At 28.7% G+C, this 24,396-nt stretch carries 21 protein-coding genes and 1 tRNA gene; 18 read left to right on the plus strand and 4 right to left on the minus strand.

Annotation, left to right across the window (positions count from 1 at the left end; translation table 11 throughout):
* Positions 1-51 precede the first annotated feature (51 nt).
* Positions 52-303 (minus strand): hypothetical protein, encoded by a 252-nt coding sequence (locus LEBU_RS00730; protein WP_012806267.1) that lies wholly within the window; start codon positions 301-303, stop codon positions 52-54.
* Between the two features lie 291 nt (positions 304-594).
* Complete coding sequence (gene ffh / locus LEBU_RS00735) at positions 595-1,935, minus strand: signal recognition particle protein (protein WP_012806268.1); 1,341 nt, start codon at positions 1,933-1,935, stop codon at positions 595-597.
* Between the two features lie 738 nt (positions 1,936-2,673).
* Between ffh and LEBU_RS00740 the strand changes: the two genes are divergently transcribed.
* From LEBU_RS00740 to LEBU_RS00820, 17 genes are all read left to right on the plus strand, one after another.
* The gene (locus tag LEBU_RS00740) at positions 2,674-5,826 is read left to right on the plus strand and encodes a helicase-related protein (protein ID WP_012806269.1); all 3,153 of its coding nucleotides are present in this window, start codon (positions 2,674-2,676) and stop codon (positions 5,824-5,826) included.
* Entirely contained in the window at positions 5,827-6,540 is a 714-nt protein-coding gene (locus LEBU_RS00745; RefSeq protein WP_012806270.1) for a DUF4391 domain-containing protein, read from the plus strand. It begins immediately after the preceding gene.
* 15 nt (positions 6,541-6,555) lie between these two features.
* Entirely contained in the window at positions 6,556-8,517 is a 1,962-nt protein-coding gene (locus LEBU_RS00750; RefSeq protein WP_012806271.1) for a site-specific DNA-methyltransferase, read from the plus strand.
* 33 nt (positions 8,518-8,550) lie between these two features.
* Positions 8,551-9,258 carry a hypothetical protein gene (locus LEBU_RS00755; protein ID WP_012806272.1) on the plus strand — a complete coding sequence of 236 codons (708 nt, stop codon included), beginning with the start codon at positions 8,551-8,553 and terminating at the stop codon, positions 9,256-9,258.
* A 190-nt stretch (positions 9,259-9,448) separates the two neighbouring features.
* The gene (locus tag LEBU_RS00760) at positions 9,449-9,850 is read left to right on the plus strand and encodes a hypothetical protein (protein WP_012806273.1); all 402 of its coding nucleotides are present in this window, start codon (positions 9,449-9,451) and stop codon (positions 9,848-9,850) included.
* A gap of 108 nt (positions 9,851-9,958) precedes the next feature.
* Positions 9,959-10,219, plus strand: a complete 261-nt coding sequence (locus tag LEBU_RS00765) for a type II toxin-antitoxin system RelB/DinJ family antitoxin (RefSeq protein ID WP_012806274.1) — start codon at positions 9,959-9,961, stop codon at positions 10,217-10,219.
* Between the two features lie 125 nt (positions 10,220-10,344).
* Entirely contained in the window at positions 10,345-10,527 is a 183-nt protein-coding gene (locus LEBU_RS00770; RefSeq protein ID WP_006805581.1) for a hypothetical protein, read from the plus strand.
* Positions 10,505-11,107, plus strand: coding sequence for a hypothetical protein (locus LEBU_RS00775; protein WP_012806275.1), 603 nt, complete (start codon positions 10,505-10,507; stop codon positions 11,105-11,107). Before LEBU_RS00770 ends, LEBU_RS00775 begins: the two co-directional genes overlap by 23 nt.
* Positions 11,108-11,187: 80 nt before the next feature.
* Positions 11,188-14,256, plus strand: a complete 3,069-nt coding sequence (locus LEBU_RS00780; RefSeq protein ID WP_012806276.1) for a restriction endonuclease — start codon at positions 11,188-11,190, stop codon at positions 14,254-14,256.
* Between the two features lie 267 nt (positions 14,257-14,523).
* Positions 14,524-14,736: a hypothetical protein gene (locus tag LEBU_RS00785; protein ID WP_012806277.1), complete on the plus strand. Its 213-nt coding sequence runs from the start codon at positions 14,524-14,526 to the stop codon at positions 14,734-14,736.
* Between the two features lie 66 nt (positions 14,737-14,802).
* Positions 14,803-15,183, plus strand: coding sequence for a hypothetical protein (locus LEBU_RS00790; protein ID WP_012806278.1), 381 nt, complete (start codon positions 14,803-14,805; stop codon positions 15,181-15,183).
* Between the two features lie 246 nt (positions 15,184-15,429).
* A complete protein-coding gene (gene thrS, locus LEBU_RS00795) occupies positions 15,430-17,340 on the plus strand; it encodes a threonine--tRNA ligase (RefSeq protein WP_012806279.1) in 1,911 nt (636 codons plus the stop codon).
* 196 nt (positions 17,341-17,536) lie between these two features.
* Positions 17,537-18,313 (plus strand): Bax inhibitor-1/YccA family protein, encoded by a 777-nt coding sequence (locus tag LEBU_RS00800; RefSeq protein WP_049756094.1) that lies wholly within the window; start codon positions 17,537-17,539, stop codon positions 18,311-18,313.
* A gap of 98 nt (positions 18,314-18,411) precedes the next feature.
* Positions 18,412-19,011, plus strand: a complete 600-nt coding sequence (locus tag LEBU_RS00805; protein WP_012806281.1) for a hypothetical protein — start codon at positions 18,412-18,414, stop codon at positions 19,009-19,011.
* Positions 19,012-19,032: 21 nt separating this feature from the next.
* Positions 19,033-19,419 carry a pyrophosphohydrolase domain-containing protein gene (locus tag LEBU_RS00810; RefSeq protein WP_006805592.1) on the plus strand — a complete coding sequence of 129 codons (387 nt, stop codon included), beginning with the start codon at positions 19,033-19,035 and terminating at the stop codon, positions 19,417-19,419.
* Between the two features lie 218 nt (positions 19,420-19,637).
* Positions 19,638-19,895, plus strand: a complete 258-nt coding sequence (gene rpmB, locus LEBU_RS00815) for a 50S ribosomal protein L28 (RefSeq protein ID WP_012806282.1) — start codon at positions 19,638-19,640, stop codon at positions 19,893-19,895.
* A gap of 26 nt (positions 19,896-19,921) precedes the next feature.
* Positions 19,922-19,998: transfer RNA gene (locus LEBU_RS00820), tRNA-Arg, on the plus strand.
* 109 nt (positions 19,999-20,107) lie between these two features.
* Here LEBU_RS00820 and LEBU_RS00825 read toward each other — a convergent pair.
* Both LEBU_RS00825 and LEBU_RS00830 read right to left on the minus strand, forming a co-directional pair.
* Complete coding sequence (locus LEBU_RS00825; protein WP_012806283.1) at positions 20,108-20,797, minus strand: YoaK family protein; 690 nt, start codon at positions 20,795-20,797, stop codon at positions 20,108-20,110.
* A gap of 204 nt (positions 20,798-21,001) precedes the next feature.
* A complete protein-coding gene (locus tag LEBU_RS00830; protein WP_012806284.1) occupies positions 21,002-21,691 on the minus strand; it encodes a response regulator transcription factor in 690 nt (229 codons plus the stop codon).
* 296 nt (positions 21,692-21,987) lie between these two features.
* Here LEBU_RS00830 and recG point away from each other — a divergent pair, with 296 nt between their 5' ends.
* A complete protein-coding gene (gene recG, locus LEBU_RS00835; protein ID WP_012806285.1) occupies positions 21,988-24,057 on the plus strand; it encodes an ATP-dependent DNA helicase RecG in 2,070 nt (689 codons plus the stop codon).
* Positions 24,058-24,396 lie beyond the last annotated feature (339 nt).

Genomic DNA, 24,396 nt, shown 5'->3' on the forward strand with positions numbered 1-24,396 from the left:
GGGTACAGTCATAGCTTTTGAGTTTAATTTAAAATTTTTATAGTTTTATTTTTAACCTGCAAGAAGTTTTGCACCAGTTAAACGTAATCCTCTATATCCATTACCTTCAAAATAAATTTTGTAAGTATATCCGCTTGAAACAGAAGATAATCTACCACTTGTAAATTGGAATGTTCTTCCTGATTCGTTGCTTCTGCAAGTTACAGATCTACTTGTTTTACTTGTAACGTGGCATTCGTTAACAAATCTTGAAAATCCTAATGCTCCAAATGCTAAACATCCTACTAAAATTAATTTCTTCATGCTAATCAGCTCCTTTTTAAATTTTTTATTATACTGTTATTTATTATAGTATATCATATAAGTTTAAAAAATTCAAGTATTTTTTTAATTTTTTTTGAAACAATTTTGTTTATTATGTATAATTACGATTTTTTAATTGTGGATAATAAAAAAGAGCATTTATAAAGTCATGCTCTTGTTATATTTAAATAATTTGTTTTACCGTAATTTATATTATTTGGAATAAATATGTATAATTTTTTTTCATAGTGTTAGTTTTTGAAGTTTTGACAGTTCTAAAGAATTTGTAAATTATCTTCTTCTGCCTCTCATAAAGCCGCCACCACCAAATCCTGGAATACCGCCGCTATTAAACATTTTCATCATTTGTTTCATTTGTTCAAATTGTTTTATCAATTTATTTACGTCGTTTACTTGAACTCCGCTTCCTTTGGCAATTCTCATTTTACGGCTTCCGTTTTTTAGAAGTTTCGGATCACGTCTTTCCTGAACTGTCATTGAAAAAATGATTGCTTCAACTTTTTTCATTTCCTTTTCAGCCATTCCCATGTCAATCATGCTAGTGTCAACTCCAGGTATCATTTTCATAATTCCAGCAATTGATCCCATTTTTCTTATCATTTTAAACTGCTTTAAAAAATCTTCAAAATCAAACTGGTTCTTTCTAAATTTTTCTTCCATTTTCTTGGCTTCTTTTTCGTCAATAGCTTCCTGTGCCTTTTCTACAAGCGAAACTACATCTCCCATTCCAAGAATACGCGAAGCAAGCCTGTCAGGATGAAATGGTGCAATATCGTCCAGTTTTTCCCCTTCACTTATGAATTTAATTGGCTTTCCTGCAACTTCCTTTACTGAAAGAGCTGCCCCTCCACGAGTATCTCCGTCCAGTTTTGTAAGTACAACTCCAGTAATATCAAGCTGTTCGTTAAACTCTTTTGCCACATTAACCGCATCTTGCCCAGTCATTCCATCAACTACAAGCAAAATTTCATTTGGATTAAAGCAATCCTTTATATCCTGCAATTCATGCATAAGCTGTTCGTCAATGTGCAATCTTCCCGCCGTATCAATAATCACGTAAGTCGCATGCTCTGTCTTTGAAGCTTCAATTCCCTGTTTTACAATTTCCAACGGATCTATACTCTCATCAATCGTAAATACAGGAACTTTCACTTGCTCTCCCAGCACCTTCAATTGCTTTTTTGCAGCAGGTCTATAAACATCTGCCCCAATCAAAAATGGCTTTTCCCCTTTTGATCTCAAATGCTTTGCCAATTTTCCAGAAAACGTAGTTTTTCCAGCTCCTTGAAGTCCAGAAAGCATTACAATAGTAGGATTTTTATCAGCCTTAGCAATCGAAACATTGGAACCACCAAGCACTTCCACTAGTTCGTCATTTACAATCTTAACAAATTGTTGTGTAGGATTAACTCCGCTAATAACCTGTTCTCCCAATGCCTTTTCTCGAATCTTTGCCACAAAGTTTTTAGCCACACTGTAATTTACATCCGCTTCAAGCAATGCCAGTCTTACTTCCCTCAAAGCATCTTTCATATTGTTCTCAGTCAATTTCCCCTGTCCACTGACTTTTTTAAATATATCTTTAAATCTATCTCCTAAATTATTAAACATTATTGATTTTTCTCCTTGTTTTTATATTTTTTAATGTATATTAATAAATCGCTTCAAAAACAAAATAATAAATAAAAATAAATCTAGAATTTGAGTAAAAAATCTAAATTTTTATGTTTTGTTTTAAAGTGACTTTACTGTGTTATTTTTTAATTGTGATGGTTATAGGATAACATATTATGGGGAAAAAGACAAGAGATTGGAAAAGGAGGTTTTAGGTTATTTGTTTTTTAGATTTTGATAAATTAAATCAAGACATTTACGTTTGTGTTCAGTTTGAGGATGAACGTATAAATTTAGAGTGATGTTTATGCTTGAATGTCCTAAGAACATTTTGTTTAATAATTATTTTTCTTTTAACAAAATAAATTTTTAAGTTTTAATAAACCGACGAAGCTTTTATTTGTTCAACTACAACTGTTTGATGACTGCAAGGAGGAGTTTCGGAGTTGGGAAAATAAAAGTCGTAGTCTAGCCATAGGTACAGGATTTGCGGCAATGAAGAAGCCTGCGAAAATAAATAAAGAAAAAACATAATAAAAATAGTAAAAACTGTTATTAAACAAAAGACTATTAATTTCATTTGTAAAATATGGAAAACATAATAAAAATATTTGATTTTATGGTATAATATTCAATGAAAAAAATTTTGGATTAAGTATCAAACTTTGTTAAAAAATGGGGAAATAAAAAGTTAATTGAGGTTGTAAAAACTAAAATGTAGAGGATATTGAAAAAATGGAAAATTCAGCGAAAAAATTTATTGAAAAGATAAATGAAGTTTTGGCAGAAAAAGAGAATGCTGTGGTAAATATCATTAATGATAAATTAACCATATCAGTTTTTACGGCATTGGAAAAAAATTTAAAAAATGTGAAGGAAATAAATTTTATTATAAGAGATACAAAGTTTATTCCTAAAAATGATGAAATATCAAGAGAATTTGAGATAACGCCTAATGATATTTTGTATAATTCTTATGATATAAAGGAAAAAAATAAGTTAAAGCATTTTGCTGAGGCAAAGGCTATGTATGATTTTATAAAAAATAACGTAAATGTCAGAAAAGTAAAGCCATATCAGAAAGTAAATGGGAATATTTTAATAATTGATGATGATTTTATGATTCAGGGGACGTCATCACTTGAAATATATGAAAAAAGGGCAAATCGCTATGATTTTGATACAACAATAAAAGGAGAAGCAGAAAAATCCCAAATACTTGGCATGTCGAGAATATATGATGAAATTTGGAATAATAATGATGTAACACAGGATTATAAACAGGAATTATTAGAAAGCCTTGAATTTGTTTATAAAAATTATAATCCTGAATTTTTGTATTACTTCACGTTAAATGAACTTTTTGGAGATAAGCTAGACAGTGGAGTTGAGAGATTTGAAAATGATAGTGATAAATTTAAAAAGACTGAAATTTGGAATTCACTTTTTGATTTTCAGAAAGACTGTGTCGTTTCTGCTATACAAAAACTTCAGAAATATGGAGGATGTATAATTGCTGATTCAGTAGGATTGGGAAAAACATTTGAAGCACTTGCTGTGATTAAATATTTTGAAATAAGAAATGATAATGTATTAGTTCTTACACCGGCAAAACTTTATGATAACTGGCGTTCTTTTACAGGAAATTATAAAGATAGTTTTTTGAATGAAATGTTTAATTATAAAATTATGTTTCATACAGATTTATCAAGAACCAAGGGAGAATCAAAATCAGGTTATGAACTAAGCAGATTTGACTGGTCAAAATTTGATTTAGTTGTGATAGATGAGTCACATAATTTTAGAAATCGGATTGCTAAATATGATGAGAATGATGAATTAATAATGAATAGATATTTTAAACTACTTCATGATGTAATAAAAAGTGGTAAAAATACGAAAGTCCTTTTATTGTCTGCAACTCCAGTAAATAATAGTCTTGTAGATTTAAAAAATCAAATTTCAATTATAACATCAGATCATGATGATGCATTTAGTGAACAAGGTATTTCGAGTGTGGGATATTTACTGAAAAAAGCGACACAAGTTATAAATGATTGGGAAAAAGAAGGAAGTCAGAAAAAAGATGAATTACTGGATAACTTGCCATCAGATTTTTATAAACTGCTAGAAATGATGACAATATCAAGAAGTAGAAAACATATTACAAATTATTACGGAACAAAAAATATAGGTAAATTTCCTCAAAAGAATAAGCCAATTACATATTATCCAGAAATTGATAGTCAAAATCAGTTATTGAATTTTAAAAATACAAATTCTATTTTAGAAGAATTAAATTTATCAGTTTACACACCAACTAAATTTATAAAAAGTGAAAAATTAAATTATTATATCAATAAGTATAAGTTATCAGGAAATCGTGGTGGGAAAATGGATTTTGATACACAGTCGAAAGGTCTTGTATATTTGCATAGAACAAACTTGTTTAAAAGATTGGAAAGTTCAGTTTTTTCATTTTCTGAAACCTTGAAAAGATTGATTGAAAATATTGACCAGACAATAGAAAATTTAAATAAGGGACAGCAGATTGAAGAAAATCTTGATGTGGAAAATGAAGATGAAATCTATATTGAAAGAAGTAAATATGAAATAAAGGTAGAAGATTTGAGAATAAATGCCTATCTTGAGGAGTTGTATAACGATAGAGATATTGTAAAAAGAATATATGATGAAACATTGATTTTATTGAAAGAAGATAGGGATAACAAGATTCATGAATTAGAAAAAATTGTAGGAAATAAAGTTGATAACACACCGTATAATCCAGGAAATAGAAAAATATTGATTTTTACAGCATTTGCCGATACAGCAAACTATATCTATTCTAAGTTGTTAAAAAAATTTGAGAGGAAAAATATTAGCATTGCAAGTGTTACAGGTAAAGGAGTAAAAACTTCAAATAAAAAGGTAAAAGAGGATTTTCACAGTATTTTGAGTGCATTTTCGCCAAAATCTAAACTAAAGATTGAAATTCCTCAAGATGAACAAATAGATATTATAGTTGCAACAGACTGTATTTCAGAAGGACAGAATTTGCAAGATTGTGATACGGTAATAAACTTTGATATTCAATGGAATCCTGTGTCACTTATTCAGAGATTTGGAAGAATAGATAGAATTGGAAGTAAAAATGATAATATACAAATGATTAATTTTTTCCCAAATGCAGATTTGAATGAGTATTTAGATTTGGAGAGAAGAGTTAAAGGGAAAATGACAACATTAAATATAGCTTCTACTGGGGATGAAGATATGCTTAATCCTGAAATGAATGACTTTAATTTTAGAAAAAGACAATTAAAAAAACTGAAAGAAGAAGTAATTGATATAGAGGATACAAATGAAAATATTTCATTGACAGACCTTAATATGAACGAATATCTGTATGAACTTTCAAATTATGTGAATAATCATAAGGAAATAAACAAAATACCAAAAGGAATTTATTCTGTAACCGAAGGTGAACAAAAGGGAGTGTTGTTCTGCTTTAAACATAGTAAAAATGATGCTAAACCTAAAAATGACAGTTCCCTTTATCCTTATTACCTGATTTTCGTGGATAACAATAAAGAAATTTTATTTAAAAACAGTCAGGCAAGGGAAGTTATAAAACTTTTCAGACAGCTATGCTATGAGAAAAATGAAGTTCAGGAAAAAATTTTAAAGGAATTTTTTAAAGATACGAAAAATGCTACTGAAATGGGATTTTATTCAGAATTGCTTAATACTGCGGTAAATAGTATAAAAGGTGAAGAGGAAGAAAAGGCTGTTCAGACAGTGTTTGACTTTTCAGGATTTAATAACAATTTTAAAGATGACACAACAGATGATTTTGAGTTGATATCTTTTCTGGTGGTGGGTTAAATGATAAATATGCCGGAAAGATATGAAATTAATCAGGAAATAAAATTGAAAAATCTTATTCTAAAGGAATTTAAGCCTATTGAAAAAAAGAAAATAAAAGAATATATAAAATCAGTAACATTGAAATATATGATAAATGATGAGGAGATTCCAAGTGTAGAAGATGAAAAATATAATTTTAAGGTAATTCAGTATTTTGATTTTGAAATAACTGATATAAAAAAAGCTGGATTTCTTGCCAATCTATATCAAGAATCAATTAAATCGCCATGTATATTAAGATTTTACGATAATTCAAAAGAGTTGTATTCACTAGCTTTAAAAAGATTAAATCAAAATGATAGAAATGAAATAGTAGTTACAGATACTGTAATGACTGAAACATTTGATTTGTCAATGTCAGGTTCAGCAAAAAGGGAAGTGGAAAGAGTTTTAGACTATTCTAAAATCCTGAATCGAACTAACAAAGTTAATTTTTATTCAGAAATATTTATAAAAAATTACATTTTAAAAAATCGGAAGTATTATCAAAAGTCAGGAAATATTTTAGAAAGTTTAATATGGTATGACAGAAACAAAACGATTAATGTTTTTGAAAATTTTAAAAATCTTGTGATGTACAAGGAAAAAATAAAATCAACTATTAGAAATAGTGAGAAAGTAGAAATTAATAAAAAAATCAGAGAGATAATTTCTGAATTGGATAAATATTAGAATTTTGGAGGAAAAATGGAAAATAATAAAATAAAAAAAGAGATAAATGACATAGTAAATGACAATTTAAAAGCACTGGAGCAATTATTTCCATCTGCTGTAAAGGATGGACAGCTGGATATAAAGGCATTGAAGGAAGAGCTGGGAGATTTTGAAGAAGTAACAACTGAAAAATATGAGTTAAACTGGTCAGGGAAACAAAATGCAAAAAAAATAGTACAGCAGGGAATTGGAAACAAAACATTGAAATTTGTAGCAAAAGATAGTAAAAATGCTGATACAACAGAAAATATCTATATCGAGGGAGATAATCTGGAAGTATTGAAACTGTTAAGACAGAATTATTACAACTCAATAAAAATGATATATATTGACCCGCCGTATAATACAGGAAATGATTTTGTCTACAATGATACTTTTAAAATGGATAAGGAAGAAAGTGACAAGGCAGAGGGAATAATATCAGAAAATAACGAAAAACTGCAAAAAAATCAGAAGTCAACTAACAGATACCATGCAAACTGGCTGAATATGATGTATCCAAGATTGAAACTGGCTAGAGATTTACTTACTGATGATGGCGTTATATTTATAAGTATTGATGATAATGAGCAGGCTAACCTGAAGAGATTGTGTGATGAGATTTTTGGGGAGGAGAATTTTGTAGAAATATTTAGTTGGCAAAAAACTTCAACACCTCCTAATTTATCTAAGAAAACTAAAAAAAGTGTGGAATATATTTTATGTTATCAGAAAAATGAATGTAAAACTTTAAAAGGACTAGTAAAAGAAAGTAAAAGTACTAATGGATTAATGAATCAATCAAATTCAATAGGAACTTTGGTATTTCCGCATGAAAGTGTTGAAACTTCAATAAAAAATGAGAAGTTAGAAAAAGGAATATATGGAACAGAGAGTTATGTTATAGAACTTTTAAGTGATGTAGAAATTAGGAATGGAAAATTTTTGAATGATATAATATTAAAAGGGAAATTTAAATGGAGTCAAGATTATTTAGAAGAGCAAATAAAATTAGGAACAAAAATTTTTATAAAGACAAAAGCATTGTCTCCATCATATGAAAAAGAAGAATACGATCCTGAAAAACCATGGAATATAATAGATAAAAATTTTGGCGTTGGAACAAATGAGAATGCTTCAGATGAATTAGATAATTTATTTTATAAAAATTTTTCAGATAAATTATATCCAAAACCAACAAGTTTAATTACATATTTATTAAATATGTTAGAATTAGAAAACAACATTATTCTTGATTTTTTCTCAGGCTCAGCAACAACAGCTCATGCCATTATGCAGTTAAACAGTGAAGATGATGGAAACAGAAAATATATAATGGTTCAGTTACCTGAAACTACTGATGAAAAATCAGAAGCATTTAAGGCAGGGTATAAAAATATAGCAGATATTGGAAAAGAAAGGATCAGACGTGCTGGAGAAAAGATAAAACAGGAAATAGAAGAATATAATTCTAATTTGAAACTGGAAGAAGAGCCTAAAAAAGTTCCAGATATTGGATTTAAAGTATTTAAAGTAGATGATACAAATATAAAATGGTATGACTTGGAAAATTTCAATGAAGAAAGTCAATATTCTTTTGATGACCCTGATTCATTGGATTTTGTACTTGGAAGCAATGATATTGATATTGTTTATGAAATAATGTTAAGACAGAATGATGTTCCGTTGTCAGAAAATCTGGAAGTGTTGACAAATATTGGAAATAGAACTTATCTGTATGCAAGTACATATCTGATTTGCCTTGAAACAGAAATAACAGAGGAAATGGTAGAAAAATTAGCTTCATTAGAGCCGTTACCAATAAAATTTGTATTCAGAGATTCAGCATTTAAGGATAATATTTCATTGAAGGATGAGACTTTTAGGAAGTTGAGAAGTTTGATTGAGAGAAATTCGGGAGAGAGTAAGGTTAGTTATAGGGTTGAGTTTATTTAAGGGAAGGAAATTAGGAAGGAAATAGATTTAAAAATGGAAGAAAATTTTGAAAAAAAATTAGAAAATTTATTAAATGAGATTCAAAAATTTTCGGATGAAGTTAGATTTGAATATGATTTAGGAACTATGAAAATATTAGTTTGTGAAACAGAAAAAGAATTTTGGGAAAAATATTATGAATTTTATAATAAAAATGGAAATTATGCAAAATTTTTAGAATATAAAGAAAAGTTTAAAGATATAAATAATGAACTTTCTAATGAAAATAAAAATATTCAAATTAATGAAACAATAGAAAAAATATACAACACATTTGATTACATAACATATATATTAAATATATATGAAAAACAATTAAGAGAAAATGAAATAGATTACGGATTGAAAAAAATAAAGAAGTATAAAAATATTTTTCAAAATCAGAGAGCACAGATAGAATATTTAAAGAAAAATTATAAAAAAATATCAGATGAACAAAAAGAATACGATAGAAAAATATTAGAAATAATGGGGGTATTTTTAACAATTTTTTCTGTAATAGGATTTGGAGTTTCAAGTATTGCTAAAGAAAATACAAATATTTCAACTGTATTTATGATTTATGGTGTTATTTTAATGACTATGAGCAGTCTATTTTATCTAATTAATTTTGATAAAAATTTTAAAGAGAAACTTTTAAAAATATCAGTTCCATTGATGATTGGAATATTATTAATAATATTTGGAAAATATATACTATAAAGTAATCTGTCAGAGCATTTTTAGGTGCAGTCGAAACTGTTTGAGCATAGCGAGTTTTTCGGCTGTGCATAAAAATGTCGTAGACTAGCGTGGGTCAAGGGAGAAGGCGATGTTCTCCCTTGTTAAAGAATGGACAATGACAACTAAATAAAAGAGACAAAAAATCATTACAAAGAAAGGACAGTTAAAAATGATTGTAAATCTATTTATGGGATTAATTTTAATGGCTTCTACATTTCTTACAGGTGGTTTGGGTTTAGGCATAATTTATATTATGGAATACTTTAGAAAGAAAACGAAAGAGAATACAGGAAAAGAAAATGAGTTATTGTTCATTATTTTAGGTTTAATAATTTATATGATATATCAGTTTTGGTTTTACATAATGCTTGAATCGGAAGGAATTATTTCTTTTTACTGGTCAACATTAGGTAGTTGGATTTATTTTGAATTTTCTAAAATTGGAATGCTAGAGAATATGAAGAAAACAGGTGGAGATACAAGTTTTCTCGATAAAAATAAATATTTGCTTTATTTAATTTTGGTAATATTTTGTATTATTAATGTTATTGTGTATGAGTGCATTAAATAAAAGAAATGACTTTAATACAATGTATGTATATTGTATATTTTTTGTAAAGAAAATAATTGACAAAATGAAAGTTATGGAGTATACTTGCAATTAAGGAGAGTGATTAATATGGCACAGGCAATGATTAATTTTCGTATTGATGAAAATATCAAAAAAGAAATGGAAAAAATATGCCGTGAAATGGGAATGTCAATGACAACTGCATTTACGATATTTGCCACTAAAGTTACTAAAGAAAAAAGAATACCTTTTGAAATTACTGCAGATCCGTTTTATTCTGAAAGTAATATGAGATATTTAGAAAAAGTTATTGCAGATATTGAATCAGGAAAAGCAAAATTAGTAGAACATGATTTAATAGAAGAATAAAGAAAATCCTTTTATTGCTTTAATCTTTAGATTATATGTTAGAAATCCAATTGACACTCTAAAATATATATGATATTATAAAAATGAAAATAAAAATAAGATTAAAAAAAGGGAGAGTGGTAATTATGGCTACAGAAAGTATATTACTTGATGCTTTGAGAATTCCAGCAAGATATGCAGATGAAGTACTGGAAGCAATGGAAAGTAAAAAGAAAGTTAAGAAACTTGATGTTGATTTTGAAATTGTAGATGACCCAGAAGAAATTTTGAGGATAGCAAAGAATTTTGGATATAAAGAAAAAGAGTGAAACTATATCATTGCAGAAATTAAGAGAAAAATTGAAAGACGATGACTTTATAAAAGAAAAAATTTTAAAGACTTTTAGAAGTAGAGATAGAAATAGTATTGAGGATTTTCTACATAATAAAGCTATAGATTTTGAGAAAAAATCACTTTCTGCAACACATATTATTTACAATAAAGAGGGAACGGAAATATTGGGGTATTTTACATTTGCAAATAAGAGTTTAATTATTGAAAAAGAAAATTTTCTTAGTCTTAGTAAGACACAGCAGAAAAGATTTTCACAGAGTGGAAGAAGATTGAAAGACGGAAGTTATGTTGTAAACAGTTTTTTGCTGGCACAAATAGGGAAAAATTATAATGTTTCTGATAAAAATATGATAACAGGTAATGAAATAATATCGCTAGCACATGAATTATTATTAATTGTGAAAAAAATTATAAATACAAAATATTTATGGCTGGAATGTGAAGATAACAGTTCACTGATAAGATTTTATTCAAATTATGGGTTCAATCTGATAAAAGAATTTAGTTCAGAAAACAAATTAAGAACAATGATACTAAGATTAGATAATTTTTAAAAATAAAATTTTTAAAAGTCTCTTTTATCAAAAAAGATAATTGAGGCTTTTTTATTGTCAAAAAAGAAGGAGGAATGTAAATGTCAAATAAAATAATATTTCAGTTTGATGATAATTTGGAATATCAGAAAAAGGCGGTAAACTCTGTTGTAGAGTTATTTAGAGGATTGCCAAAATCGTTGGATAATATTTATGCTGAAAGAATAAGAAAAACAAGACTTATGGAAAAAGATCCTGTGAGAAATATTGATATTGTTAGAGGGAATAAACTTTTTCAGAATTTGAAAAAAGTTCAGTTGAAAAATGGACTGTTTACCAATGAAAAGGCTTACAGCAAGCACGAGCGAGATTTTACAGTCGAGATGGAAACTGGAACTGGGAAAACTTATGTTTATTTGCGTACGATATTGGAGTTGCACAAGGAGTATGGATTTAAGAAATTTATGATTGTAGTTCCATCTGTTGCGATTCGTAAAGGGGTGGAAAAATCTATTGAACAATTAAGGGAGCATTTTAAAAGGCTATACAATGTGGATTTATCAAAATACAGTTTTATTTATGACAGTAATAATTTAGGAAAAGTAAATAATTTTGTGGAAGAGAATAATTTGAGTATCTGTGTTATGAATATTCAAGCGTTTAATAAAGATACGAATAAAATTCGTAAGGATGATGAATATGATAAAAATTTATGGAGAGATATAAAATTTGTAAGGCCGATTGTGTTAATTGATGAGCCACAGAAAATAGAAGGAACAGCAAATAAAAAATCTCAATCATTGAAGGCAATAGATGAACTAGAGCCGTTATTTACACTTCGTTATTCGGCTACACATAAAAATCTGTATAATCAAGTTTATAAATTAGATTCTTATGAGGCGTATAAAAAAGACTTAGTAAAAAAAATTCGGGTAAAAACAATAAATAGTGTGATTTCTAAAGATTTTCCATATATTAGATATACTTATTTTACAAAAGATTACAAGGCAAGGATAGAAATGTTTTCTCAAGAGCAAGGGCAAAGTATCAGATTTAGAAGTTTTGATGTGGAAAATGGTTTTTCGTTGTATGAACTTTCTGGAGGATTGCCTCAGTATAAGGATATGTTTATTGCAGAACAGCCACATAAAGAGAAGGCATTGAAAATTGCTTCGGTTAATGGAGATATTGAACTGAAATTGGGGGAAAGTAATAAAAAATTGGAAGATAAGGAGATTATCCGTATTCAGATAAATCTTGCGATAGACAATCACTTTAAAAAGCAGTTTGAAATTTTGGAAGAAGGGAAGAGAATAAAGAGTTTGACACTGTTTTTTATTGATGAGGTTAAGAAAGTTAGGGATAGTGGGGCTTCTGATGGGAGAGGAGTCTATTTGAAAATATTTGACGAAGAATATTTAAAAATTGTGCAAAAGTATAGGGAAAAAATTGAGAAATATAAAAATTATTTTCCACATTATGAAGATGTGAATTTAGTGAGAGAAGGATATTTTGCATTGGATAAGAAAAAAAAGGAAGTTGAGGTGGAATATAAGAAAGAAAACGAAGTGAAGGCAAAATCGCAAGAAGACATTGACAGAGGGATTGAATTAATACTGGAGAAAAAAGATGAGCTGATTTCATTTAACGAGCCACTTGCCTTTATTTTTTCTCATTCGGCACTTAGGGAAGGATGGGATAATCCGAATGTGTTTACATTGTGTACATTGAAAAATGGAAGTAGCGATATAGCCAAAAAGCAGGAAATAGGTAGGGGACTTAGACTTCCTGTAGATGTTAATGGAAATAGAAGTTTAGATAAAAATGTAAACGAACTTACTGTAATTGCAAATGACAGCTATGAAAACTTTTCAAGAATGCTACAGGAAGATTTTAACAAAAATATAAATAAAAATGAAGTTACATCGGATCTTTTACTTATTACACTTGAAAAATCAGGAATTCCTAAAATAAAGATTACTTCGGAACTGGTGGATGAATTTAAGAAGGAATTAATCGAAAATAAAGTGATGGATTCTAATAATGTCCTATTAAAGAAAACAGAAGAAATAGATGTTAAAAAAATTGAATTTTCAAATGAAACTTTGAAAGAACATTCTATACAAATTGCTGAAAATTTTGTAAAATATATGGTGGAAAAAGGTTCAAATCGTATCGAAATTGCAAATGGAGATAATGAACCGATTATTAATAAAAGAAGAACATTTATTTCTGAAAAAGATTTTGAAAATCTTTTTGAAGAATTAGGGACAAATCTTAGTAAAAAAGCGATTTATAGGTGTAAAATCGATAATGAAAAATATATAGAAAGTAGTATAAAAAAAATAAATAACTACATAAGCAATTTTGATTTGAAACAAATTGTGGAAGTAGCAGAATCTAAAGGAGATTATGATGAGACAGGAAATTTTAATCTTGAAAAAGACAGTAGCGACAAAGAAATAGAAATATCTAAAATTGAAGTGGCTCCAAAAAGTGATTTTGAAATAGCAAATTACATAATGTATCACACAATGCTCCCAAGATTAGCAATATTAAAAATAATAAGTGGACTTGAAAAAGAAAAAAGAGAAGCATTGAATATTCAAGATGTGCTGGAAAATGTAACTGAAATATTGCTTGAAAACTTAAATGAAATGAAAGCTGAAAAAGTTTTTGAATATGAAGTGATAGATGGATATGTGACTGATACAGAGAAAATCTTTGAAGTGGACAATAAAATAAACGAAGAGGATTTTGAAAATAAAAGAAGATTATTCCAAGCTAAAAAAGGTAGTAGAAGTTTAAGTGATTATTATAAACTTGATAGTGATGGTGAAAAGGAATTTGCAGAAAAATTGGAAAACGATGAAAATGTATTGTTATTTACAAAACTCAAAAAAGGTGGCTTTGTAATAGATACTCCATACGGAAACTATTCTCCCGACTGGGCAATCATCTACAGAAATTCTTCAGAAAATAATGAAAACAATGTAGGAATCTATTTTATCGTTGAAACAAAGGCAGATAAAGAAGAAAAGGATTTGACAACTGTGGAAAAAAGCAAAATAAAATGTGGAAAACTGCATTTTGAAGCGATCTCGAAGGAGGTGAAATTTAACTGGGTAAATAATTACGATGATTTTAGAAGAAAATTTGAAATTAAATAAAAACTAATTGAAGGGAGGTGATAAAAGTGAGCGAAAATCACATAAAGACATAAAATTATCGATTGTAAAGATTCTAATAACAATATAGAACAGCAACTATATATTGAACTATTAGAAAATAATAAATAAAAGTAAAGTATTTTTAAAGCATTTAAGACTAAAAAAATAAATGCTAAAATATAAAAAAATTGAAGTGGTAAAATATGGCTAAAAATATAATATATATAATAAAAAAAGGTATTTATTATGGTAAGGTGGTGTATAATTATGGTAATAAATAAAAAATTGTCGGAGTTACGGCACTTAAAAGAAAAAATACTAAACATAGAGTGTAACATAAATACTTTAAAAAACATAAAAGAAAAATTTGCATTCAATATAATAAAACAGAAAAAAGCACAGTTAAAACAATTAAAAATAGAGTTCCAGCAAGTTCAACAGGAATTGCACGAACTGTTGGACAAGGAGATGAAACTATGAGTTAAAACATATGTTTAATAAAATTTAAACGTACAACAAACAGCATTAAGACAAGGGAGAGATATTATGGAAAATTTTAAAAAAAGATTATACGATTATGAGCTAACAGAAATACAGCAGGAAATGGAATTGGCTGGATATAGTGATAGTTTCATATTTTACGTATGCACTCATTTTAAATCATTGTTTGAAAATGCTTATATAGAGAATACAACGGCACTAAAACAATTAAATTATTATAGTGCAGTTGGCAGTATAACATATAATGCAGACAAGTCGCAAATGGACTTGTTGGAGCATTATAGTGATATTAATATATTTTTTAAAAACAATAGTGAATATAAAAAATATGGTTATTTATTTTTTGAAAATGTGGAAAAATTTGAAGTGCTAATAATTGAAAAATTATTTAATGATTATGCTTTAAAGTATGATTATGAAGAATAAAAAAATATTATTGATTATAGATTACCCCGATATCTAAAAAATAATTTCCGAGTAAGAATAAATTTCTAAGTTCTTACTCATTTTTTTATTTACTTTTAAATATAATTGTTTAGATATGTGGATTTTAGAGATGTTTTAAATTTTTAGGTTGAAAAAAAGCAAGAATTATACTATAATAAATAATTATGCGATTAGGCTAACTAGAGCCTAATTTTATTTGACAAAAGAGAGAAAGAAGGAATCGAAATGATAGAAATGATTTTGCCTGATGGTAGTAAAAGACAGTTGGAAAATCCGATGACTGTTGTGGAATTTGCAAAAAGTATTGGGAGCAGTCTTGGGAAGGCAACCGTTGGGGCGATAATTGACGGTGTGCAAGTTGATCCGTCTCATATTATTGACAAATCTGGAACAATTGAAATAATTACTAATACAAGTGAAAAAGGGATAGAAATTATAAGACACAGTGCGGCGCATATTATGGCTCAGGCTGTGCAAAGACTTTTCCCAAATACAAAGGTTACGATAGGGCCTGTTATTGAAAATGGATTTTTTTATGACTTTGACCCAGAAAAACCGTTTACTGAGGAAGATTTAGCCAAAATTGAAGGGGAAATGGCAAAAATTGTAAAAGAAAACTATGAATTTAAAAGAAGTGAAATGACTGCCGAAGAAGCAAAAAAATTCTTTGCTGAAAAAGGTGAAACTTATAAAGTTGAAATAATTGAAGACTTGGGTGCAGATAAAGTTAGCATTTATCAGCAAGGTGAATTTATAGACTTATGCCGTGGAACACACATTCCATCCACTGGCTACTTAAAAGCATTCAAACTAATGTCAACAGCAGGAGCTTACTGGCGTGGAGATTCAAATAATAAAATGCTTCAAAGAATTTACGGAGTAGCTTTTGCAACAAAAAAAGAGCTGGATGACTATTTGACAATGATGGAAGAAGCTGAAAAGAGAGACCACAGAAAATTAGGAAAACAGCTTGACTTGTTCTTTGTGGACGAACATGGACCTGGATTCCCGTTCTTTATGCCAAAAGGTGTGGAATTATTTAATAAATTGCAAGAAATCTGGAGAGTTGAACATAAAAAAAGAGGTTATCAGGAAATAAAAACTCCTATTATGCTAGATAAGGAATTGTGGGAAATTTCTGGACACTGGTTCAATTACCGTGAAAATATGTACACATCGACAATTGATGAAAAAGAATATGCAATAAAGCCTATGAACTGTCCAGGTTCAATAATTGCCTATAAGAATAATTTACATTCATACAAGGATTTACCATTGAAATATGGAGAAATGGGGCTTGTTCACAGACACGAATTTAGTGGAGCTTTACACGGGCTTATGAGAGTTAGAGCATTTACACAGGATGATGCCCACGTTTTCTGTACGAAAGAGCAAATTGAGGAACAAATTATCGAAATTATTGATTTATATGATAAATTCTATACTGTATTTGGATTTGAATACCATATTGAATTATCGACAAAACCTGATAAAGCGATAGGTTCTGACGAAATATGGGAAATGGCTGAAGCAAACTTGAAATCAGCTTTGGAACATAAAGGAATTAATTACAAGCTAAATCCTGGAGATGGAGCATTCTACGGACCAAAAATCGACTTTAAGATGAAAGACTCAATCGGAAGAATTTGGCAATGTGGAACAATCCAGTTAGACTTTAACCTTCCAGCAAGATTTGAAATGAGCTATATCGGTGCAGATGGGGAAAAACACGAGCCAGTAATGATTCACAGGGCAATGTATGGAAGTTTGGAAAGATTTATCGGAATTTTAATCGAACATTATGCAGGAGCATTCCCAACTTGGTTAGCACCAGTACAAGCAAGAATCTTAACAATTTCTGACGAGCAGGTGCCTTTCGCAAAAGAATTGTTTATAAAACTTCAAGATGCAGGAATCAGAGTAGAGCTTGACACAAGAGTAGAAAAAATTGGATACAAAATCAGAGAAGCAAACGGAGTTCAGAAAATACCAGTTCAATTAATAATCGGTAAAAACGAAGTTGCAAACAACGAAGTAAATGTAAGAAGATTTGGTTCACAAGACAGTAAAAATGTATCAGTTGATGAAATTATCGAAACTTTGAAACAGGAATCACATGTTCCATTTTCAAAATAGAAAATAAAGAATAAAATTAAGTAATTTAACTGATAAATAAAAGTCTTTTTTAAAAGTTAAAAGTTATAATACTATGATAGCTTGGATAAAAAGTTTTTAGTTGAAATTTTATAAAAAATGCTAACAGAATTATTCAAGTTGTTAAAATAAAATAATTTTTGAAAAGAAAAAAGATTAAAATAATGAGGTGATTTTTATGAGAAATGATTATGACGAATTAGAAACTTATAATCATAATAACGATGATTATAATGAATATGGCGGACACAGAGAAATGACGATGACTTATGATGATTTGGATAGACTTGTAAGTTCAAAAGTTCGTGGAAGCATGATGTGGATGCTGTTAGGGCTTGTTATAACAGGACTTTTTGGATTTTTTGTATATAATGGGCTTATGACTGGAAATCCGATTGCCATTGGAATAATAAGAATGTACTATGTTCTTGCTGTTATAGAAGTTATAGTTGTCGTTGCGTTTTCAGCATTGATTTATAAAGCAAAATCTAGTACATTAAAACTTATGTTTTTGATATACTCTGCATTAAACGGACTGACACTTTCAGCTATTGGGATTATTTATGCTCCAAGTATTGTAATTTCAGCATTTTTAGGAACATTAGTATTATTTGCAGTTGTGGCTGTCTACGGCTATTTTACAAAAGAAAATCTTACAAAATTTACTCCAATGCTAATGATTGGGTTAATATCAATTGTTTTGGTAAGCTTAGTAAATATTTTCTTGAGAAATAGCGGGCTTGATTTGTTTGTATCAGTTTTAGGTGTAATTGTTTTCACAATTTTCATTGCAGTTGATGTAAACAGAATAAAAAGCAATATTATTGCCTATGCAGTTCAAGAAGATTCAGAAATTTTAAATAAAATTGAAATTTCAGGTGCATTGAGCTTATACCTTGACTTCGTAAACTTATTCTTATCAATTTTAAGAATATCAGGACGAGGAAGAAATTAAAATTTAAGAAACAGTAAAAATGGTAATGACAAAGGGTTATTTTTGGATAAATTGCAGTCCTTAAATAACTCTTATTCTATTTATTAAAGGGGAAAATTTTGAAAAATAATAAAAAAATTGACAATAAAACGGTACATGAGATAGAAAGTTTTATAAACGAAGAAATTCTAGCAAGCAGAATATGGATATTTTCAGGAATTGCAATTTCAATTTTATTATGTATGATATTAAAAAATTATATGATTTTCGAGCTAGCCAACATAATTCAGTCATTAAGAAAGTTAAAACTACCTGATGGGAAAGGAATTTTATTCATAATTTTATTTATACTCGAAATTCTTTTATCTTTTGTCCTGCCCAAAATATTAATAAATAAACAAAAAAAGAATATGAAATCCGCCTTAATAGTTCTATCATTAATAAAGGGCTTAATTCTATCTATTTTCTTCGGAAAACTTTCTTTTTTTGTTACGCAAAAAACTATTATTGCTGGAATAATGCTTGTTTTGGCACTAATATTGCTAGTTTTCTTAATAAAAAAAGACATAAAAAATATACAAATAAAGATACTAAAAAAAGTAGAAACTGACAGTACTGAAATTTTAGAAAAAACAAGATTTTTTTCAGTAGTTGTGTTGTATTCTGACATTGTAAAAGTAGTAATTTTATATCTTTTGCTGATGTTGATAATAAGATAAATTTAGAAAGGAAAGATAATAATGAAAAGAAAAATAGAATGTGTTGAAGAATTTCATAGAATTTATAAACTGGGAAATTCTGATAAACCAATTGGAAAACTTGAAAATGGACTGGAAAAGTTAAGATTTGACTTGATGAAAGAGGAAAATGATGAGTATCTGGAAGCGGCTAAAAGAGGAGATGTCGTGGAAGTTGCAGATGCTCTTGGGGATATGCTTTATATTCTTTGTGGAACAATAATTGAGCATGGAATGCAAGATGTTATTGAAGATGTGTTTGAGGAAATTCATAGAAGTAATTTGAGCAAGCTAGATGAAAATGGGAAACCAATTTATCGTGAAGATGGAAAGGTAATAAAAGGACCAAATTATTTTCCGCCAAATTTAAAACAATTTTTTGAAAAATAAGAAAAATTTGTGAAATAAAGTAAAAAATATGGATAATAACTTGTAAAAATTTAGAAAATGTGATAAAATAAAGACCGATATGTAAAAAATAATTTTAACTGAACATATAATTTATAAAATAGTTAAGTTATACATTAAAAGAAAGAGCAGTAAAAGACTGTATCAGATTAAAAATAGAAAGGAGAGCTACTAAAGTTATTTAGTAGATGTGAATAATTATGCAAAGATGTGAAGTTTTTGGAAAAACAGTAAGCCACGGAAATAGAGTAAGTCACTCTCACAGAGCTACAAAAAGAATTTGGAGACCTAATTTACAAACAATGCTTTTAACTATTAATAATGAAGAAGTTAGAGTAAGAGTTTGTACAAAAGCAATGAAAACATTAAAAGGGAAAAATGTTGATCAAGTTAAAAAAATCTTGTTAAAAAATAAAGAAACATTAAGTCCTAAAATTTTAAAAGTATTAGCAAAGTAAGTTTTTAATAACTTACTTTTTTGTGTGTACCCGTAGCTCAACTGGATAGAGCGTCTGACTTCGGATCAGAAGGCTTGGGGTTCGATTCCTCACGGGTACGCCATTTTTTTATATAAAAAAAAATCAGTACAATAACATACAAATACAATATTTTTTCATATGTTATTGACTGAAGTAAATAATTTTTTTCAAAATTAAATTTTTATATTTCCTTAAATAGCTTCTTTAAACATTACTGAAAATACGATAATTAATAAGATACAGCATGCTAATAATGACAATTCACCATATATTCCGACTAAAACCATGCAAAGAAGCGCACCGACTAGAAAAAATAAATCTAATCCAATATATATCCAAAAATTTTGTAAAAATGATGTTTCTTTTGTATTTATATATTTAAATAGATTTTCCATTCCGCTTCGCAGGTTTCCTGTACATATAGTAGTTGCTCCTGCCATTCCTCTAATTTTTTTGAACCCTTGGTATTGAATTGCAGCGATAAATGACATAATTATGTTTATTGGCATATTCCATTTTCCACTTGGGACAAATGCAATAAAAAACATTATTATGACTTGATAGAATATGACAATTTGCTGCCATCGGAAAATTTTATGTTTTTCAAATTTGATTCGTATAAATTCTGAAAATAATATTCCCATTGTAAATACAAATACTGGAACAAAATAATAAAATGCTTTTCCAAAATTTCCTTTTCCCAAATTTATTGCAAGAAAAACAATATTTCCAGTCTGTGCATTAGCCAACACATTTCCACGTGTAGAAAATGTATATGTGTCCATAAATCCCCCAACCATACATAGAAGCATTGCCAATCGAAATGTTTCTGGAGGATATTCTTCTCCATTAAAGAAAATTTTTTTTATATTTCTTGCCATTTTCATCTCCTTTTTAAAATTTTAAACTTTTTTAAAATTCAAATCCAAAAATATACATATTTTCTCCCTTTTCATCAATTTAATTTCTAATAAAATTAATTTTTTACCAGTTGTATATCAAGGAATCGAATTATATATAAATTTTATATACAAATATTGTATCAAACTTTTTTATATTTTTAAAGTCGTAAATAGTTATAATTTTTAATTTTCCAGAATATCAAATTTATATCCAACTCCCCAAATAGTTTTAATATTCCATTTTTTATGCTCATAATTATCCATTTTTGCACGAAGCCGTTTTATATGGGTATCAACAGTACGGCTTTCGCCAAAATAGTCGAATCCCCAGATTAAATCTAGCAGATTTTCTCTCGTAAAAACTTTATTCTGATTTGTCGCTAGTGTCCACAAAATTTCGATTTCCTTTTTTGTTAAGGAAATTATTTCGTTATTTATTTTTACAGTAAAATTATTTAAGTCAATTTCAAGATTATCAAACGAGAATATTTTTTCGCTGTCATCATTTTTTGGAGTAATCCGACGTAAAATGGCATTTATCCTTGCTATAATCTCTCCAGGTGAAAATGGCTTTACAATGTAGTCATCTGCACCTATTTCCAGCCCCATTATTTTCTCATAATCTTCTCCACGTGCTGTAATCATTATAATTGGAACATTGGAAAATTTCCGCACTTCACGGCATACATCAAATCCATCTTTTTTTGGCATCATAACATCCAGAAGCACAATATCAAATTTATTTTCCTCCACTTCCTTAAGAGCGTCTTCTCCATTGAAAACAGTGCTTACAATAAAATTATTTTTTTTACAGTACTCTGAAAGTATTGATACAATCTGCTTATTATCATCTGCAATTAATACTTTATACATTTTATTTCTCCTTTACGATAAAGTTAAATCCTAAAGTTATTAGTTCAGTCTTGAAAGAAACGGAATATATAGTAATACCGCTTAAAACTGAACTAAAAAATTATGGCTGTTTTACCCAAACTTTAAAATTATTTTTTTTATTGGTTTGATTTTAAAGAAGTTCAAGTATATAATAAAATTTTATCATAAATTTATTGAAATATAAATACTAATTTTTATTATATAGGAAATTTCAGTAAAGTGTGGTATTATTATAATACGAATAAAAATGTAGTATAAATAAGGCGGAAATGGCTATGAAAACATATAACTTGCTTTATGAAAATTTAGAAAATATGAAAATAAAAGGAGTTACAAAAACAAACATTCCAAAATTTAGGAAATTGGGAGTTTTTATACTTTATGATTTGCTTTATTTTTTCCCAAGGGCTTATGAGAATAGAAGTAATCATAAGAAAATTGCGGAAATTCTGGCGGATGAATTTGTGATTTTACAGGGGACAATTGTGAATGTGGTTAATCAGTATATAAAGGCTGGGAGAACTATGTTTCGTGCGGTTTTGAGTGATGATAGCGGAATGATTGAGCTTGTGTGGTTTAATAACAGGTTTGTGAAAAATGGGATTCATATTGGTGATGAGATTACGGTTTATGGAAAAGTAAGAAAGACTGTAAAATTTCAGCTTGTAAATCCTGAGTATAAAAAAATCAATCAAGCTAGTTTTGATATGCATGAACAAAAACAGATATTACCTATTTATCCGTCTACAGAATCACTTAGACAGCAGGTAATCAGAAAAGTTATGGAAAATGCCCTAATGGATTACGGATATTTGTTGCAGGAAAATCTACCAAAGGAATTTTTGCAGAAGGAGAAACTGCTCGGAAGAAAAGAGGCAGTCTTAAATATTCATTTTCCAGAAAGTGAGGAAAAGCAAAGCAAAGCACGGAAAAGATTTATGCTGGAGGAAATTTTGCTTCTGGAAATGGGGATTTTGCAAAATCGTTTTAGTGTAGACAAGGCAAATAAGAATCTTTACAAACTTGAGGATAATAAAAGTCTTGTGAGCAAGTTTATAAAAAGTCTGGATTATGAGTTGACAAAGGCACAGAAGCGTGTAATAAAGGAGATTTATTCTGAATTAAAGGCTGGAAAGATTGTAAATAGGCTGATTCAGGGGGACGTTGGTTCTGGAAAGACGATTGTTTCATTTATAATGCTTCTTTATATGGTTGAAAATAATTATCAGGGCGTAATTATGGCACCTACAGAAATTCTTGCTACACAGCATTATCTGGGAATTGTAGATGAGTTTATGAATCTTGACATACGAGTGGAACTTTTGACTAGGAGTGTGAAGGGAAAGAAAAAGGAAAAATTGCTGAATGAAATAAAAGAAGGACTTGTTGACATTGTGATTGGGACACATTCTCTAATTGAGGACAATGTGATTTTCAAAAATCTTGGACTAATTGTAATTGATGAACAGCACAGGTTTGGGGTAACACAGCGAAAACTTTTACGTGACAAGGGAAATATTGCCAATTTAATTGTTATGAGTGCCACTCCAATTCCACGTTCGCTTGCACTTACAATTTACGGAGATTTGGACGTGTCAATTATTGACGAGTTGCCTGCTGGAAGAAGTCCGATTAAGACAAAATGGATACAAAATGAAATTGACAGACAAAAAATGTATAACTTTATGGAAAAGAAAATGAAAGATGGACGGCAAGTGTACATAGTGTCGCCATTAATTGAGGAAAGTGAGAGCCTGAATGTAAAATCAGCACAGGAAACATACGAAGAGTACATTTCAATTTTTCCAAATAGAAAAATCGGACTTATGCACGGACGGCAAACTTACAAGGAAAAGCAGAAAGTCATGGAACAGTTTAAAAATCACGAACTTGACATTCTAGTTTCCACAACGGTAATCGAAGTTGGAGTAAATGTTCCAAATGCTTCTATTATGGTAATCCGTGACGCCCAAAGATTCGGACTTTCTTCACTTCATCAGCTGCGAGGAAGAGTTGGTCGTGGAAAATACCAGTCCTACTGCTTTTTAGAATCTGAAACAACAAATGAAATTTCAACCAAAAGACTGGAAGTTATGGAAGAAACAACAGATGGTTTCAAAATTGCCGAAGAAGATTTAAAGTTACGTAATTCAGGAGAAATTTTAGGAACAAGGCAAAGTGGAGTATCTGACATGCTTTTTACGGACATTGTAAAAAATGTGAAGGAAATCAAATTTGTACGTGATTTTGTAATGGAATATTTGAAAAAGAATGATGGGAAAATAGAAAATGAATTTTTGAAAATGGATATTTATAGGAAGTTTTTTAATAATGCAGATGATTAACTTTAAATTATTAGTTTTTTTGAAATTTATATTTATTCAAAAATAGTAAAATAAATATTCTGAAGCAAGGGGTCTTGACCCCTTGTGGAAATAAAAAAACTTAGATTATTGCATATATCTAATAGTATTCAGAAAGTAGAAAAAATAATAAATATAAAAATTTAAAAATTAGGAAATTGTAAAAGTAAAAGCATAAAGATTGAATAACAGCTGCATTTATAAATTACAAGGGGTCAAGACCCCTTGTCAGGAAATAGAGAAAACCAAGAAAATCAAACGTTAAAAAATACTGTGTTTATATAAATTTTTATACTTTTACAAATGACTAAACAAGATTTA

Origin of the sequence: Leptotrichia buccalis C-1013-b (assembly GCF_000023905.1) — a bacterium.
Lineage (GTDB): Bacteria > Fusobacteriota > Fusobacteriia > Fusobacteriales > Leptotrichiaceae > Leptotrichia > Leptotrichia buccalis.